Raw genomic sequence first — 15671 nt, 5'->3', positions numbered from 1 at the left:
GCTGGCCGAGCTACTGGCAAACCCGCCAGCAGCATGACCGTTGCTACGACCACGTGACTCCGCCTCCCTGAGAAGTGCAGGAGTCACCGGTGCACCGGTGATTCCGACAGCCGACCCGCGTCAGCCGACGCTGACCTCCGGCGAGGCGCCGTCGACGGCCTCCATGCCCTCGGCGATGCGCATGGCCTCCTCGATGAGGGTCTCGACGATCTGCGACTCCGGCACGGTCTTGACGACCTCGCCCTTGACGAAGATCTGGCCCTTGCCGTTGCCGGAGGCGACGCCGAGGTCGGCCTCGCGGGCCTCGCCCGGACCGTTGACGACGCACCCCATGACGGCGACGCGCAGCGGCACCTCGAGACCGTCGAGGCCGGCGGTGACCTCCTCGGCGAGCTTGTAGACGTCGACCTGGGCGCGCCCGCAGGAGGGGCAGGAGACGATCTCGAGCTTGCGGGGCCGCAGGTTGAGCGACTGGAGGATCTGGATGCCGACCTTGACCTCCTCGACCGGAGGCGCGGAGAGCGAGACGCGGATGGTGTCGCCGATGCCCTTCGAGAGCAGGGCGCCGAACGCGGTGGCCGACTTGATCGTGCCCTGGAAGGCCGGGCCGGCCTCGGTGACGCCGAGGTGCAGCGGCCAGTCGCCCTTCTCGGCGAGCAGCTCGTAGGCGCGCACCATGACGACGGGGTCGTTGTGCTTGACCGAGATCTTGAAGTCGCGGAAGCCGTGCTCCTCGAACAGGCTCGCCTCCCAGACCGCGGACTCCACCAGGGCCTCGGGGGTGGCCTTGCCGTACTTCTCGAGCAGGCGCTTGTCGAGGCTGCCGGCGTTGACGCCGATGCGGATGCTCGTGCCGTGGTCCTGCGCGGCGCGGGCGATCTCCTTGATCTGGTCGTCGAACTTCTTGATGTTGCCGGGGTTGACCCGCACCGCCGCGCACCCGGCCTCGATGGCCGCGAAGACGTACTTCGGCTGGAAGTGGATGTCGGCGATCACCGGGATCTGGCTGTGCTGGGCGATCTGCGGCAGCGCGTCGGCGTCGTCCTGGCTGGGGCAGGCGACCCGGACGATGTCGCAGCCGGCCGCGGTGAGCTCGGCGATCTGCTGGAGCGTGCTGTTGACGTCGGCGGTCAGCGTCGTGGTCATCGACTGGACCGAGATCGGCGACTCGCTGCCGACCCCCACCTTGCCCACCTTGATCTGGCGGGTCGGACGACGGGGAGCGAGCACCGGAGGCGGAGCCTCCGGCATGCCGAGGCTGATGCTGGTCATGCTCCGAGCGTACTGCGCCGCCGAGGCCGCGCCGGGGTCGGCGTCAGGCGCCGGTGGAGACCGGCACCACGAGGTCGGCGACGATGAGGACGACGCCCATGATCAGCAGGAAGCTGCCCACCACATAGGCCACCGGCAGCAGCCGGGCGGCGTCGACGTAGCCGGGGTCGGGACGCCGGGTGAGGCGGGCGAGCCCGCGGCGGATCCACTCCCACAGGGCGCTGGCGATGTGCCCGCCGTCGAGCGGCAGGAGGGGGACGAAGTTGAACAGGCCGATGAAGAGGTTGAACCCGCCGACCAGCATGGCGAGGTAGGCGACCTTCTCCCCCGCACCGAAGTCGGTGTCGGAGACGGTCTCGCCGGCGATCCGACCGCCGCCGACGATGGAGATCGGGCTGTCGACCGAGCGCTCCTCCAGGCCGACGATGGCCTTCGCGACACCCCACACCCGCACCGGCAGGTGGAGGAGCGCCGAGAGGCTCTCCTTGGTCATCGTGCCCATCTGGTCGAGGGTGTAGATCGGTCCGCCGTGCTCGGTGACGACCGTGGTGCGGGGGCTCACCCCGAGGAACCCGACCTGGCGCAGGGTCTGATCGGTGGCCGAGGTGGGCCGGGCCTCCACGGTCGTGCTCGTGCGCCCGGTGAGCTGCTGGCCGTCGCGGTCGTAGCCGATGACGGCGGTGCCGTCGGCGTTGCCGCGGATCAGCGTGCGCAGCTGCTCCCAGTCGGTGACCTTCGTGCCGTTGAAGGAGGTGATGACGTCGCCGGGGCGCAACCCGGCGGCCGCTGCCGGAGCGGCGGGGTCGGACGGCGTGCAGGCCCGGCCCTCCTCGGTGTAGGGCAGCACGCACTGGGAGACCTCGGCCACGACCGGGGCGCCCGGCGCGACGTCGAGGGTCTTGACGCCGTAGGTGGCGAAGACGATCCAGAAGACGACGAACGCGATGAGCAGGTTGACGGTGGGACCGCCGGCCATCACGACGATCTTCTTCCACGACGCCATCTTGTAGAAGAGCCGGTCCGAGTCCTCGGGGCCGACGAGCTCCCACTCGGCGGCGCGGGCGTCGGAGATGAGCTGGGTGAACATGCCGGTGTTCGACTTGCGCACCCGCGTGACCTGGTTGCCCTGCGCGTCGTAGCTCACCTGGCCGAGCTGCTCGGCGCCAGGCGGCAGCATGCCGACGATCTTCACGTAGCCGCCGAGCGGGATGGCCTTGAGGCCGTACTCGGTCTCGCCGACCTGCTTGCTCCACACCGTGGGCCCGAAGCCGATGAAGTACTGGGTGACCTTCCCGCCGAACCGCTTGGCCGGGATCATGTGGCCCAGCTCGTGCAGCCCGATGGAGGCGAGGATCGCGACGGCGAACGCGAGCACGCCGAGGGTGTAGAGCAGGACGGTCATCGGTTTCCTACGGTGCGGTGCCCCGGAAGGCGGCGGAGATGTGGCGGTCGGCCTCGGCCCGAGCCCACGCGTCGGCCGCGAGGACGTCGTCGAGCGTGAGCTCCCCCGACGAGGGTACGTCGTGCGCGGTCAGCGCACCGAGGACGGCGCCGACGACGTCGACGATCCCCGGGAAGGGCAGGCGTCCGGCGTGGAAGGCGGCGACGCAGACCTCGTTGGCCGCGTTGTAGACCGCCGGGGCGGTGCCGCCGCGGGTGCCGGCCTCGCGGGCGAGGCGGATCGCGGGGAAGGCGTCGTCGTCGACCGGTTCGAAGCGCCAGTCCGACGCGCGGCTCCAGTCGATGGGGGTCTCGGCGTCGGGCACCCGGTCGGGCCAGGCCATACCCATGGCGATCGGCACGAGCATGGTGGGCAGCCCCAGCTGGGCCACGACCGCACCGTCGACGAACTCCACCATCGAGTGGATGAACTGCTGGGGGTGCACGACGACGTCGATGCGCTCGAAGGGGACGTCGAAGAGCAGGTGCGCCTCGATGACCTCCAGCCCCTTGTTGACCAGCGTCGCGGAGTTGGTGGTGATGACCGTGCCCATCGCGAAGTTGGGGTGCGCCAGCGCCTCGGCGGGCGTGACCCGCTCGAGGTCGGCGCGGGTGCGGCCGCGGAACGGGCCGCCGGAGGCGGTGAGCACGAGCCGGCGGACCTCCTCGGCGCGTCCGGCGCGCAGGCTCTGGGCGATGGCGCTGTGCTCGCTGTCGACCGGGACGATCTGACCCGGCGCGGCCACCCGCTTGACCAGCGGGCCGCCGATGATGAGCGACTCCTTGTTCGCCAGGGCCAAGGTGCGGCCGGCCTCCAGAGCCGCCAGCGTCGGGCGCAGACCGACCGCGCCGGTGATGCCGTTGAGGACGACGTCGCACGGGTGCGCGGCCGCCTCGACGGACGCCTCCTCGCCCAGCCCGTGCACCGCCGGGGCGAACTCGGCCACCTGGGCCTCGAAGAGCTCGCGCTGAGAGCCGCCCGCGGTCAGGCCGACGACCCGGAACCGGTCGGGGTTCGCCCGCACGAGGTCGAGGGCCTGGGTGCCGATGGACCCGGTCGAGCCGAGGATGACGACGTCACGCACCCCGCCATCCTCGCAGCCGGCCCACCGCCCGCCGCATTCGCGGCGCGTCGTGACAACCGATCGCCGCTGCCGCGCCTCACACTGGCGACGGATCCACGGCGCACGGCGCCCGAAGCAGAAACGGACCAGCGGTGAAGCGCCGACTCCTCCTCTCCCCCGTGGCGATCCTCGTCGCGACGATCGCGGTCCTCGCCGCCCTCGCCGGCGCTGCCGACAGCCCCGACGGCGCGCCCGGCTCCTCCAGCCCGTCCGGCACGATCAGTGCCCGTCCGGCCGGGATCCTCGTCCCCGCCCGCGACCCCTTACGGGTGCTGCCCGGAGGCACGATCACCCCGCGCCATCGCGCGCTGGCGCGCCCGTCCGCCGGCCCCGACCGCGCGCCGTCCGCGGGCTGTCGGGCCGGCAACGTCGCGCTGACCTTCGACGACGGTCCGTCGACGTCGGTGACAGCGGCCCTCACCCGGGAACTGCTGAAGTTGCACGTACCCGCCACCTTCTTCATGGTCGGCAGCCGCATCGACGCCGCGCCGGAGGTAGCCCGGCTGGTCGCACGGCGCGGCTTCACGATCGGGAACCACACCTACGCCCACCGCGACCTGACGACGCAGACCGACGACGACATCCGCGCGGGCCTGATCGCCACGAGCAGGGCGCTGCGGCGGGCGGGGGTGCGTGAGCACTCGGCGTTCGTGCGCCCGCCCTATGGTGCGACCGACGCACGGGTCGCCCGGGTGCTGCGCGGCATGGGCCTGACCAGCGTGCTGTGGGACGTCGACTCCCGCGACTGGGCGGGACGGTCCACCACGATGATCGCGCGCAGCGTCATCGCGCAGGTGCGCGCTCGCGGCCGCGCGGGCAGCGTGGTGCTGCAGCACGACGGCGTGACGAACTCGCCGGCCACCCTGGCGGCGGTGCCGCACGAGGTGCACGCACTGCGCCGCCTCGGGTTCTGCTTCGTCGGCTTGGACGCAGCGGGCGAGCCCGCGTCCTGATCAGGCGGTCGCCGCGAAGGCCTCGGCGACGACGTCGAAGGCCTCCTCGAGCAGCTCGTCGGAGATCGAGAGCGGCGGGAGGAAGCGGAAGACGTTGCCCCAGGTGCCGCAGGTGAGCGTGACGACCCCGCGCTGGTGGCAGGCGGCCGAGACGGCGGCCGTGCGGGCGGCGTCGGGCTTGCCGTCGGCGTCGAGCAGTTCGATGGCCATCATGGCGCCGCGGCCGCGGACCTCCGCGATCACCGGGAAGTCGGCGCGCAGCGCCTCGAGCCGGGCGCGCATGCGCTCGCCGATGGCGGCGGCCCGGCCGGCGAGGTCGTGCTCGCGCATCTCCTCGATCGAGCCGAGCGCACCCGCGCAGGCGACCGGGTTGCCGCCGTAGGTGCCGCCCAGACCGCCGACGTGGACGGCGTCCATGAGCTCGGCGCGACCGGTGACCGCGGCCAGCGGCAGACCGCCGGCGATGCCCTTGGCGGTGGTGATGAGGTCGGGGACGACGTCCTCGTGGTCGCAGGCGAACCAGGAGCCCGTGCGGCAGAAGCCGGACTGGATCTCGTCGGCGATGAACACGACGTCGTTGGCCCGGCACCAGGCCGCGATCGCGGGCAGGAAGCCCTCGGCCGGCACGATGAAGCCGCCCTCGCCCTGCACCGGCTCGAGGACGACGCAGGCGAGGTTGGTGGCGCCGACCTGCTTCTCGATGACGTCGATGGCGCGGGCCGCGGCCTCGGCGCCCGAGAGGCCGTCGTGCAGCGGGTAGCTCATCGGAGCGCGGTAGACCTCGGCGGCGAACGGCCCGAAACCGTGCTTGTAGGGCATGTTCTTGGCCGTCATCGCCATCGTGAGGTTGGTGCGGCCGTGGTAGGCGTGGTCGAAGACGACGACGGCGTCCTTGCCGGTGGCCACGCGGGCGATCTTGACGGCGTTCTCGACCGCCTCCGCGCCGGAGTTGAACAGGGCGCTCTTCTTGGCGTGCTCGCCGGGGGTGAGCTCGGCCAGCGCCTGACAGACCTCCACGTAGCCCTCGTAGGGGGTGACCATGAAGCAGGTGTGGGTGAAGGCCTGGAGCTGGGCGGTGGCGCGCTCGACGACGCGGGGCGCGGCGTTGCCGACGTTGGTGACCGCGATGCCGGCGCCGAGGTCGATGAGGCTGTTGCCGTCGACGTCGAGCAGGACGCCGCCGCCCGCGGCGACGACGAACACCGGCAGGGTCGTGCCGACACCGTCGGCGACGAAGGACTTCTTGCGATCGAGCAGTTCGAGCGAACGAGGTCCGGGGATGGCGGTGTTGAGCTGGCGCTTCTGCGGGATCGAGGGTCCACCGATGGTCATGGGATCAGCCTAGTTCCGGTCGTGGTCGGGCGGTACGGGGTCAGCGGTAGGCGGCCAGACCGGTGAGGGTCTGACCGAGCACGAGGGTGTGCATCTCGACGGTGCCCTCGTAGGTGAGCACCGACTCGAGGTTGTTCATGTGGCGGATGACGGGGTACTCCAGCGAGATGCCGTTGGCGCCGAGGATGGTGCGCGACGTGCGGCAGATCTCCAGCGCCTCGCGGACGTTGTTGAGCTTGCCGAAGCTGACCTGGTCGGGGCGCAGCGTGCCGGCGTCCTTCATGCGGCCGAGGTGCAGCGCGAGCAGATGGCCCTTGCCGAGCTCGACGGCCATGTCGGCGAGCTTGGCCTGGGTGAGCTGGAAGCCGCCGATCGGCTTGCCGAACTGCTCGCGCTCGCGGCTGTAGGAGACGGCGGCGGCGAAGGCCGAGCGGGCCGCGCCGAGCGAGCCCCAGATGATGCCGTAGCGCGCCTCGGAGAGGCAGGACAGCGGACCCTTGAGACCGTGCACGTCGGGCAGGACGGCGTCAGCCGGCAGGCGGACGCCGTCGAGCACGATCTCGCCGGTCAGCGAGGCGCGCAGCGACATCTTGTGCTTGATCTCCGGGGCACTGAAGCCCGGGAGGTCGGTCGGGACGACGAAACCGCGGATGCCCTCGTCGGTCTGCGCCCACACGACCGCGACGTCGGCGATCGGGGCGTTGGTGATCCACATCTTGCGACCGTCGAGCACCCAGTCGGTGCCGTCGCGGCGGGCGCGGGTGCGCATCGAGCCGGGGTCGGAGCCGTGGTCGGGCTCGGTGAGACCGAAGCAGCCGATGGCGTCGCCGGCGGCCATGCGCGGCAGCCAGGTCGTCTTCTGCTCCTCGCTGCCGAAGCGCCAGATCGCGAACATCGCCAGCGAGCCCTGCACCGAGACCAGCGAGCGGACGCCGGAGTCGCACGCCTCGAGCTCGAGGCAGGCGATGCCGTAGTCGACCGCCGACATGCCGGCGCAGCCGTAGCCCTCCAGGTGCATGCCGAGCAGACCGAGCTCGCCCAGGCGCTTGGCCAGGCCGCGGGCGTCGGGCAGCTCGCCGGCCTCGAACCACTCCGCGATGTGGGGGTCGGTGTGCTCCTCGCAGAAGCGGCGCACCGTGTCGCGCACCGCCCGCTCCTCGGGGCTGAGCAGCGCATCGAGGTCGAGCAGGTCGAGCGGGTCGGGGGTGCGGGGCGTTCCGGTCGCGGCGCTCATGGTGTGGTCTCCTCCCCCGCCGCCAGCCAGCGACGGATCTGCTCGTCGTGCTCGCCCAGCCGCGGCGGGGCCGTCGGGGCCGCCACCGTGCTGCGCGTGTACTTCACAGGGTGCCGCACCTGCGGTGGCCGGTCTCCCCCGACCTCGACGACCGGGTCGAGACCGAGCCGCTCGGCCAGCGCGAAGGCGTCGGCGATCGAGCCCACCGCACCGGCGGGCACCCCGGCGTCCTGGAGCAGCGCGACGGCGTCCTGGGAGCCGTGATCGGCCAGCGCCTCCTCCAGGAGCGCGACCATCGCGGGCCGGTGCTCGACCCGGGCGGGGTTGGTGGCGAAGCGCGGGTCGGCGGCCCACGCGGGGTGGCCGAGGGCCGCGACGAGTCGGGCGAACTGCCCGTCGTTGCCGCACGCCACCGCCAGGACGCCGTCGCGGCAACGCAGGGTCTCGTAGGGCGCGATCGAGGGGTGGGCGTTGCCCATCGGGGCCGGCGCGACGCCGGTGGCGAGGTAGGACGACGCCTGGTTGACCAGGCTGCCCAGGAGGCTGGAGAGCAGGTCGACCTCCACGTGCTCGCCGCGCCCCTCGGGATCGCGGGCGCGCCGGGTGAGCGCGGCGAGGATGCCGAGGGCGGCGTCCTTGCCGGCCAGCACGTCGACCAGCGCGACGCCGACCTTGGTGGGGTGCTCGGCGTCGGGGCCGGTGATGCTCATCAGCCCGCCGACGGCCTGGACGACGAAGTCGTAGCCGGGCAGGTCGGCGCCCCCGGCCGAGCCGAAGCCGGTGATCGAGCAGTAGACGACCCCGGGATTCGCGGCCGACACCTGCTCGTAGCCCAGCCCGAGCCGGCCCATCGCGCCGGAGCGCAGGTTCTCCACGACGACGTCGGCGCGCCGCGCGAGCTCCTGCGCCAGCGCGCGATCGCCGGCGTCGGCGAGGTCGAGGACGACGCTGCGCTTGCCGCGGTTGACCGACTCGAAGTAGGTGCTGCCGCCCGACGGCGTCCACGGCGGCCCCCACGCGCGGGTGTCGTCGCCGACGCCGGGCCGCTCGACCTTGATCACCTCGGCGCCCAGGTCGGCGAGCAGCATCGTGGCGCTCGGACCGGCCAGCACCCGGCTGAAGTCGGCGACGAGGACGCCGTCCAGCGGCGCCGTCATGACGCGGTCATCGCTCGGTCATCGCTCGGTCATCGCTGGTCATCGCTGGTCATCGCTGGTCATCGCTGGGTCATCGCGCGCCTGCGGTGTCGGAGGACAGCCGCTGGGCGAGGTAGATCGGGATCGCGGAGAGGATCACGAGAACCGCGGCGACCACGTTGACGATGGGCGCCTGGTTGGGGCGGAAGAGGTTCTCGAAGATCCAGATCGGCAGCGTGCGGTGGTCGGCGTCCGCGGTGAACTGGGTGACCACGATCTCGTCGAAGGAGAGCCCGAAGGAGAGCAGTCCACCGGCGAGGAGGGCCGAGCCCATCATCGGGAAGGTGATGAGGCGGAAGGTGGTCCACCGGCCCGCGCCGAGGTCCATCGAGGCCTGCTCGAAGTTCGTGCCGAGCCGCTGGAAACGGGCCTGCACGTTGTTGAACACCGTCACGATGCAGAAGGTGGCGTGGGCGATCACGATGGTCCAGAAGCTCAGCTCGACGCCGAGGATGGTCGTGAACTCGTTCTTGAACGCCAGACCCGTGACGATGCCGGGCAGCGCGATCGGCAGGATGATGAGCAGCGAGACGGTGTTGCGCCCGAAGAACGCCGTGCGTCGCAGTGCGAGGCCGGCCAGCGACCCGAGCACCAGCGCGACCACCGTGGCTACCGCTGCCACCCGCAGCGAGACCCACAGCGCCTCGCGGGCGCCGGTGCTCTGCCGCGCGAGGTCCCACCAGTGCAGGGTGAATCCCGGCGGCGGCCAGCCGAAGGTGTTGTCGGTGTTGAAGGAGTTGAGCAGCACCAGCGCGAGCGGCACGTAGATCACCACCAGCACCAGGCCGGTGAAGACGCGCAGGGTGGTGCGCAGACCGCGCGAGGCCTGCATGGATCCGGCCATCAGAGGTTCTCCAGGGCGCCGGTGCGTCGCACCGCCGCGAGGTAGGCGAGCATGACGACGATCGGCACGGTGGCCACCGCCGCGGCGAACGGGAGGTTGTTGGCCGCGCCCTGGTTGTCGTAGACGACGTTGCCGAGCATCTGGGTGGTGCCGCCGACGATCTTGACGGCGATGTAGTCGCCCATCGTCAGCGAGAAGGTGAAGATCGAGCCCGCGACGAAGGCCGGGAAGACCATCGGGACGACGATGCGCCGCAGGGTGTGCCCGGCGCCGGCGCCGAGGTCGGCGGAGGCCTCGAACAGCGAGTCGGGCACCCGCTCGAGGCCGGCGTAGACCGGCAGGATCATGTAGGGCAGCCACAGGTAGGCCAGCGTGACCGTGGTGGCCGCGAGGCCGTAGCCGGGGGTGTCGAGGCCGAAGGGCCGGGCGATCCACGCGATCGGGCCGTCGGCGGAGAACATGCCGCGCCAGGCGTAGGCCTTGACCAGGTAGGAGGCCCACAGCGGCATGAGGACGGCGATCACCAGCAGCCGCTGGGCGCGCGGCGAGGCGAACTTCGCCATGTAGAGCGCGATCGGGAACGCGAGCACGGCGTCGATCACCGTGACGAGCACCGCGATCCCGATCGTGCGCAGCGTGATGGTGCGATAGACCTCGACCGTGAACAGGGTGCGGAAGTTGTCCAGCGTCCAGACCCGCTCGATGAGCCCGGTGAAGTCGTTCTGGGTCCACAGCGAGGTGATGAGGAGGCTCGCCAGGGCCCCCAGGTAGGCCACTCCCAGCCACAGCATCGGCGGCGTGAGGAGCAGGCCCACCCGGAGGCCCGGGCGACGGTCGAGGATCGACAAGATCAGCCCTTGATCTCGGTCCAGGCGGTGGTCCAGTCGCCGTAGTCGGTGCACGTGACGTCGGTGCGACCGTCGAGGCACTGGCTGATCGGCGTCGTCCAGTAGTGGATCTGGTCGGCGTAGGCGGCGTCGGTGACGTGGTAGGTGTCGCAGAACGTCTTGTCGCTGGTGTAGTCGCACGCCTTGCCGTTGGCCGGCGCCTCACCGAAGTACTCCGCGACCTGGGCCTGCACCTCTGGACCGGTGATCCAGTTCATCCACTCGTAGGCGCAGTTCGGGTGGGCGGCCTTCGCGCCGACCATCCAGGTGTCGGACCAGCCGGTCGAGCCCTCCTCGGGGAGGATGGCGGCGACCTTCGCGCCCTCGCCCTCGGCGACCGAGGCGATGACCTGCCAGGTGGTGCCGATGACCGAGTCGCCGGTCTTGAAGGCCTGCACCTCCTTGAGGTAGTCCGACCAGTACTCCGAGACGTTCTCCTTCTGCTTCTTCAGCAGGTCGACCGCCGCGGCGAGCTGGTCCTGGTCGAGCGCGTAGGGATCCTTGATGCCGAGATCGGGCTCGTGGGTCATCAGGTAGAGCGCGGCGTCGGCGATGTAGATCGGACTGTCGTAGGCCGTCACCTTGCCCGCGTAGGTCGAGGCGTCGTCGAAGACCGCCGACCAGCTCGTCGGCGCCGGCTTCACGACGTCGGTGTTGTACATGAGCAGGTTGGCGCCCCAGCCGTGCGGGACGCCGTACATCTGACCGTCGACGGAGTTGAACTGCTGGCCCTTGAGGAAGTCCTCGATGTCGGCGTAGTTGGTCAGCAGGTCGGTGTTGACCGGCGCCACCTGACCGCCCGCGATGAGGCGCAGCGTCGCGTCGCCCGAGGCCGAGACGACGTCGTACTCGCCGGTCTTCATCAGCTGCACGGCCTCGTCGGAGGTGCCGAAGTACTTCACGTTGGCCTGGCAGCCGGTCTGCTTCTCGAAGGGCGTGACCCAGTCGATGCTCTTGTCGGTGGAGCCGTCCTCGGCGTACCCGGGCCACGCGAGGATGTCGACCTCGCCCTCCCCGTCGCCGATCGACTGCTGCATCGGGATGTCGGGTGCGGTGAAGCCGCCCTGCTGAGCGCCGGCCTTCGCGCCGTCGTCGCTGCCGGAGTCGGTGCCGCAGGCGCTGGCGAGCGCCAGCACTCCGGCACAGGCGACGGCGGCGAGCCGACGCATACCGATCGTGGTCATGTGTGTCCTCCTCAGTGGGCGGCCGGGGTGGCCTGGTGGGGTCGGGGGGAACCGGTGTCCAGCGCGACCAGGTGCTCACGACGCCACGTGAGCACCACCCGGCTGCCGCGACGCTCGAGCGCGTCGTCCAGCGAGGTGTCGGCGTTGGGGTGGGTGGCGGTGAGGCTGCCACCCGCGTCGAGAGCCACCACCGTGCTGGTGGAGGCTCCGAGGTAGACCACCTCGGAGACCGTGCCCTCGGCGACGCACAGGGAGCCGTCGGCGGCGGGCGCCGCGGCCTGGAGCCGCACCTTCTCGGGGCGGATCATGAAGACGCCGTCCTCACCGACGACCGTGCGGGCGACGTCGTCGCGCAGCACGTTGGAGGTGCCGACGAAGCCGGCGACGAACGCGGTGGCCGGGCGCTCGTAGAGCTCGACCGGTGTCGCCAGCTGCTCGATGCGCCCCTCGTTGAAGACCGCGATGCGGTCGCTCATCGTGAGCGCCTCCTCCTGGTCGTGGGTGACGAAGACGAAGGTGATGCCGACCTCGCGCTGGATCTGCTTGAGCTCGACCTGCATCTCGCGGCGCAGCTTGAGGTCGAGGGCGCCGAGCGGCTCGTCGAGCAGCAGCACGGTGGGGCGGTTGACCAGCGCGCGGGCCAGCGCCACCCGCTGGCGCTGGCCGCCGGAGAGCTGGTGGGGACGCCGGTCGCCGTACCCGCCGAGGCGCACCTGCTCCAACGCCTCGGCGGCGCGGGCGCGGCGCTCGGCCTTGGCGACCTTCTTGACCCGCAGGCCGTACTCGACGTTCTCCAGCACCGAGAGGTGGGGGAAGATCGCGTAGTCCTGGAAGACGGTGTTGACGTCGCGGGCGTACGGCGGCAGGCGGGTGACGTCGTCCTCGCCGAGCCGGATGACCCCTGCGGTGGGGTCCTCGAAACCCGCGATGAGGCGCAGGACGGTGGTCTTGCCCGACCCCGAGGGGCCCAGCATCGAGAAGAACTCGCCGTCGGCGATGTCGAGGTCGAGCTCGTCGACGGCGCGGACATCGCCGTAGTGCTTGCTCACGCCGCGCAGGGAGATCGCCGTCGTCATGCGGCTTAAGATATGGAATCAGTTTTTAGATGAACAGACCTTGCGTGTCACGAATGTGTTGCGAGAATCTGGCGCATGACCGCGCTCCGGCACCCCGGCTCCCGCGCCCGGAGCGCGCTCTTCGCGCCGCTCGGGGACGCCGGCCGGGCCGCTCTGGTCGAGCGCCGACTGACCGATGCGATCCGCTCGGGCCTGCTCGCCCCCGGTGATCGACTGCCGAGCGAACCCGAGCTCGCCGGCATGCTCGGCGTCGCGGTCGTCACCGTGCGCGAGGCCCTCATCGGCCTGCGCGCCCGCGGACTCGTGGTCACCACCCGCGGACGCGGCGGCGGCACCGTCGTCGCCGAGGACGCCCGCCTCGACGAGGAGGCGCTCGCCCAGCGCCTGGGCGTGCTCTCCCGCGCCGAGCTGCACGACCTCGCCGACCACTACGTGCTGCTGCTGGCCGGCTGCGCCGAACTCGCGGCCGAACGCGCCGACGCCGAGGAGGTCGAGGCGCTGCGCGACCTGCTCCCCGACCCCGACGAGCCGCACGACGCCGGCCGCGCCCGGCACGCCGACGCCGAGATCTGGCTCTCCATCGCCGCGCTCACCCAGTCGGCCCGGCTGACGCGGGCCGTCGTCCGCTCGGAGGCCGACTTCGGGGTGCTGGCACGGCTCCCCTTCGCCGACCCCGATGTCGCCCGCGCGGCGCACGACCGCCAGGCGGCGCTCCTCGATGCGCTCGCCGCCGGCGATCCGGACGCCGCCCGCCGTTGCGCCCGAGCCCTGCTGCAGGGGACCCTCGACGAGGTGGCCCGCGCTCAGGCCGCCGCCCATGCCCGCACCCGGACCCCCAGGAGCGCCTCGTGACGACCTCGCGTCTCGACCCCGACGGCATCGGCGTCCGCCCCGGCGTGGCCGAGGCCGTCGCCCAGTGCGTGGTCGCGGTCGCGGCCTACTTCGGTGCGGTCTTCGCCTCCATCGAGGGCATCGGCGAGCTCGTACTGCGCACCGTCGGCTCGGACGGACGCCTCGCCGCCGGCGCGCTGGCCGACCTGGTGGAGCCGACGACGACCGCCGCCCTGGCCGCCCACCCCGTCGTCGGCGCCGGCTTCATCGCGGCGCCCGGATGGCTCACCGACCGCGACCTGTTCCTGGCGTGGTGGCAGGGCGAGCGGCGCGAACCCCTGGCCGAGCGCGGCGTGCCGATCGGTCACCACGTCTTCGACTACACCCGCCACGAGTGGTTCCAGACGCCGCTGGCCACCGGGCAGCGGCACGTCGCCGGCCCCTACGTCGACTACGTCTGCACCGACGAGTACGTGCTGACCGCCACCGCGCCGGTGATGCAGGACGGGCGGCTCATCGGGCTCGTCGGCGCCGACACCCTGCTGGCCACCTTCGAGGACCTCATGCGCGACGTCGTCGACGCCGGGGCCGCCGCCGACGTCGTGCTGGTCAACGCCCAGGACCGCTGCGTGGTCGCCGCCGATCCGCTGCTGCGCTCGGGCCAACGCGTCGACGTCGCCCGGTACGGCCTCGTGCGCCCCGTCGACGGGTTGCCGTTCCGGGTGCTCGGCGAGCGCCGGGCCTGAGGGCGTCCGGCTCCGGGACCGGACGGCGTCCGGCTCACCGGGTCTCGCGGCTCGTCGCTGGCGCTCCTCGCACCTCGACCACCGGCCGAGGTACCGGAACGGGTGGTCGTGGTGGTGCGAGTGCAGCGAGCGCTCCCGGTGGTCGAGGTGCGAGCGCAGCGAGCCGCGAGACCCCCGCACCCGAACGCCGACCGGTACCCCACGGCGTCCGGGTGCGCGATCCTCAGAGCTCCTTGATCCCCCACGGGCTGCCGTAGGCGGTGAGCAGGTCGAGGAACGGGACGGCGTCGAAGGCCTCCGGGCCGAGCACGCCGGCGCCGCTCCAGACCCCGGTGGCGAGGAGTTCGAGGGCGACGACCGGGTTGATCGCGGTCTGCCACACGACGCACTGGTGGCCGTACTCGCGCATGGTCCACTCGTTGTCGACCACGTGGTAGAGGTAGGTCGACCGCGGCTCGCCGTCCGTGCCGCGACCGGTCACCCACAGCCCGGCGCAGGTCTTGCCGGTCATCCGGGGGCCGATGGTCGCCGGGTCGGGCAGCACAGCGGCGACGACGTCGCGCGGGGAGACCTCCACGCCCTTGACCCGCACCTTGTCGGTGCGGTCGAGGCCGAGCTGGTGGAGCACCTTGAGGATGGTGATCATCTCCTCGCCCAGCCCGTACTTGAAGGTGGCGCGCTTGCAGTCGATCCACCGGGGCATGAGGAGCACCTCCTCGTGCTCCACGTTGACGCACTCGACCGGCCCGATGCCCTCGGGGAAGTCGAAGACCTCCGGCTCGGAGAAGGGGGCGGTGGTGTGCCAGGCGCCGTCCTGCCAGACCACCGGCGGGTTGAGGCACTCCTCGATGGTGGTCCACATCGAGAAGGACGGCGCGAAGATCTCCGCGCCGCTCTCGTCGCGCACGACGAGGTTGGCGCCGTCGCGGGTGCCGAGCTCGTCGATCTCGCTGAAGAGGTGGTCGGCGGCGTAGCGGGCGAAGACGTCGGAGAGGCCGGGCTCGACGCCGATGCCGAGCAGCGCCAGGCGGCCGGCCGCCTCCCACTCCCCCGCGACCGCGAACTGCTCGTCGCCGAGCTTGACGCCCGGCAGCTCGTAGGGCCGCTCGGGGTGGGGCTTCGAGAGCGACATCGCCATGTCGAGGTAGTCGGCCCCGGCGGCGAAGGCGCCGTCGAAGATCGCCATCGTGAAGACCGGGTCGACGGCGTTCATGACGTGGGTGATGCGGTGCTCGCGACACAGCGCGGCCACCGCCTCGGACGACGAGGCGTCGACGCGGTCGGCGACGTAGCGCGGATCGATGGCGGCCGCCCGCTCGGCCCGCGCGGGGTCGTAGTCGGCGACGACGATCGTCTCGAAGAAGTCGCGGCGGGCGGCGATGGCGGCGAACGCGGCACCGACGCCGCCGGCGCCGATCAACAGGATGCGCATGGATGGAACTCCTCAGGCGACTGGTGGGTGCGGGGCGGCGGCAGCTCTCGGCCGTGATCGACGATTCGGGCCATCGAGCGGAGCGTCGGGAGACCGGTGCCATGCCAAGGCGGAGGCGCG

At 71.8% G+C, this 15671-nt stretch carries 14 protein-coding genes; 3 read left to right on the top strand and 11 right to left on the bottom strand.

Going from position 1 to position 15671, the window contains the following annotated elements; all coding sequences use genetic code 11:
* Positions 1 to 120: 120 nt before the first annotated feature.
* From ispG to dxr, 3 genes are read right to left on the bottom strand one after another with little or no spacing between them, the layout of a single operon-like run.
* A complete protein-coding gene (gene ispG, locus ABD671_RS09575) occupies positions 121 to 1272 on the bottom strand; it encodes a flavodoxin-dependent (E)-4-hydroxy-3-methylbut-2-enyl-diphosphate synthase (protein ID WP_344733102.1) in 1152 nt (383 codons plus the stop codon).
* Between the two features lie 43 nt (positions 1273 to 1315).
* Positions 1316 to 2674 (bottom strand): M50 family metallopeptidase, encoded by a 1359-nt coding sequence (locus ABD671_RS09570; protein ID WP_344733101.1) that lies wholly within the window; start codon positions 2672 to 2674, stop codon positions 1316 to 1318.
* 7 nt (positions 2675 to 2681) lie between these two features.
* Positions 2682 to 3797, bottom strand: a complete 1116-nt coding sequence (dxr, locus tag ABD671_RS09565) for a 1-deoxy-D-xylulose-5-phosphate reductoisomerase (protein ID WP_344733100.1) — start codon at positions 3795 to 3797, stop codon at positions 2682 to 2684.
* A 131-nt stretch (positions 3798 to 3928) separates the two neighbouring features.
* Here dxr and ABD671_RS09560 point away from each other — a divergent pair, with 131 nt between their 5' ends.
* The gene (locus tag ABD671_RS09560) at positions 3929 to 4789 is read left to right on the top strand and encodes a polysaccharide deacetylase family protein (protein WP_344733099.1); all 861 of its coding nucleotides are present in this window, start codon (positions 3929 to 3931) and stop codon (positions 4787 to 4789) included.
* Here the strand turns inward: ABD671_RS09560 and gabT are convergent, their stop codons facing one another.
* From gabT to ABD671_RS09525, 7 genes are all read right to left on the bottom strand, one after another.
* Positions 4790 to 6121, bottom strand: coding sequence for a 4-aminobutyrate--2-oxoglutarate transaminase (gene gabT / locus ABD671_RS09555; protein WP_344733098.1), 1332 nt, complete (start codon positions 6119 to 6121; stop codon positions 4790 to 4792).
* A 40-nt stretch (positions 6122 to 6161) separates the two neighbouring features.
* A complete protein-coding gene (locus ABD671_RS09550; RefSeq protein WP_344733096.1) occupies positions 6162 to 7355 on the bottom strand; it encodes an acyl-CoA dehydrogenase family protein in 1194 nt (397 codons plus the stop codon).
* Positions 7352 to 8512 (bottom strand): CaiB/BaiF CoA transferase family protein, encoded by a 1161-nt coding sequence (locus tag ABD671_RS09545; RefSeq protein ID WP_344733094.1) that lies wholly within the window; start codon positions 8510 to 8512, stop codon positions 7352 to 7354. Before ABD671_RS09545 ends, ABD671_RS09550 begins: the two co-directional genes overlap by 4 nt.
* Before the next feature lie 70 nt (positions 8513 to 8582).
* Positions 8583 to 9395: an ABC transporter permease gene (locus ABD671_RS09540; RefSeq protein WP_344733093.1), complete on the bottom strand. Its 813-nt coding sequence runs from the start codon at positions 9393 to 9395 to the stop codon at positions 8583 to 8585.
* Entirely contained in the window at positions 9395 to 10243 is an 849-nt protein-coding gene (locus ABD671_RS09535; RefSeq protein ID WP_344733092.1) for an ABC transporter permease, read from the bottom strand. The genes ABD671_RS09540 and ABD671_RS09535 overlap by 1 nt, the downstream gene beginning before the upstream one ends.
* Positions 10244 to 10245: 2 nt before the next feature.
* Positions 10246 to 11466, bottom strand: coding sequence for an ABC transporter substrate-binding protein (locus ABD671_RS09530; RefSeq protein ID WP_344733091.1), 1221 nt, complete (start codon positions 11464 to 11466; stop codon positions 10246 to 10248).
* 11 nt (positions 11467 to 11477) lie between these two features.
* Positions 11478 to 12542 carry an ABC transporter ATP-binding protein gene (locus tag ABD671_RS09525; RefSeq protein WP_344733090.1) on the bottom strand — a complete coding sequence of 355 codons (1065 nt, stop codon included), beginning with the start codon at positions 12540 to 12542 and terminating at the stop codon, positions 11478 to 11480.
* A gap of 75 nt (positions 12543 to 12617) precedes the next feature.
* Here ABD671_RS09525 and ABD671_RS09520 point away from each other — a divergent pair, with 75 nt between their 5' ends.
* Positions 12618 to 13394 (top strand): FadR/GntR family transcriptional regulator, encoded by a 777-nt coding sequence (locus ABD671_RS09520; RefSeq protein ID WP_344733088.1) that lies wholly within the window; start codon positions 12618 to 12620, stop codon positions 13392 to 13394.
* Positions 13391 to 14119 (top strand): cache domain-containing protein, encoded by a 729-nt coding sequence (locus tag ABD671_RS09515; protein WP_344733087.1) that lies wholly within the window; start codon positions 13391 to 13393, stop codon positions 14117 to 14119. Before ABD671_RS09520 ends, ABD671_RS09515 begins: the two co-directional genes overlap by 4 nt.
* A gap of 223 nt (positions 14120 to 14342) precedes the next feature.
* Here ABD671_RS09515 and ABD671_RS09510 read toward each other — a convergent pair whose 3' ends face one another.
* Positions 14343 to 15551, bottom strand: a complete 1209-nt coding sequence (locus ABD671_RS09510; RefSeq protein ID WP_344733085.1) for a saccharopine dehydrogenase family protein — start codon at positions 15549 to 15551, stop codon at positions 14343 to 14345.
* Between the last annotated feature and the right edge of the window lie 120 nt (positions 15552 to 15671).

It is taken from the genome of Nocardioides fonticola (assembly GCF_039536805.1).
In the GTDB taxonomy this organism is placed as follows: Bacteria; Actinomycetota; Actinomycetes; order Propionibacteriales; family Nocardioidaceae; genus Nocardioides; species Nocardioides fonticola.
This window is presented reverse-complemented; position numbering and strand designations above follow the sequence as displayed.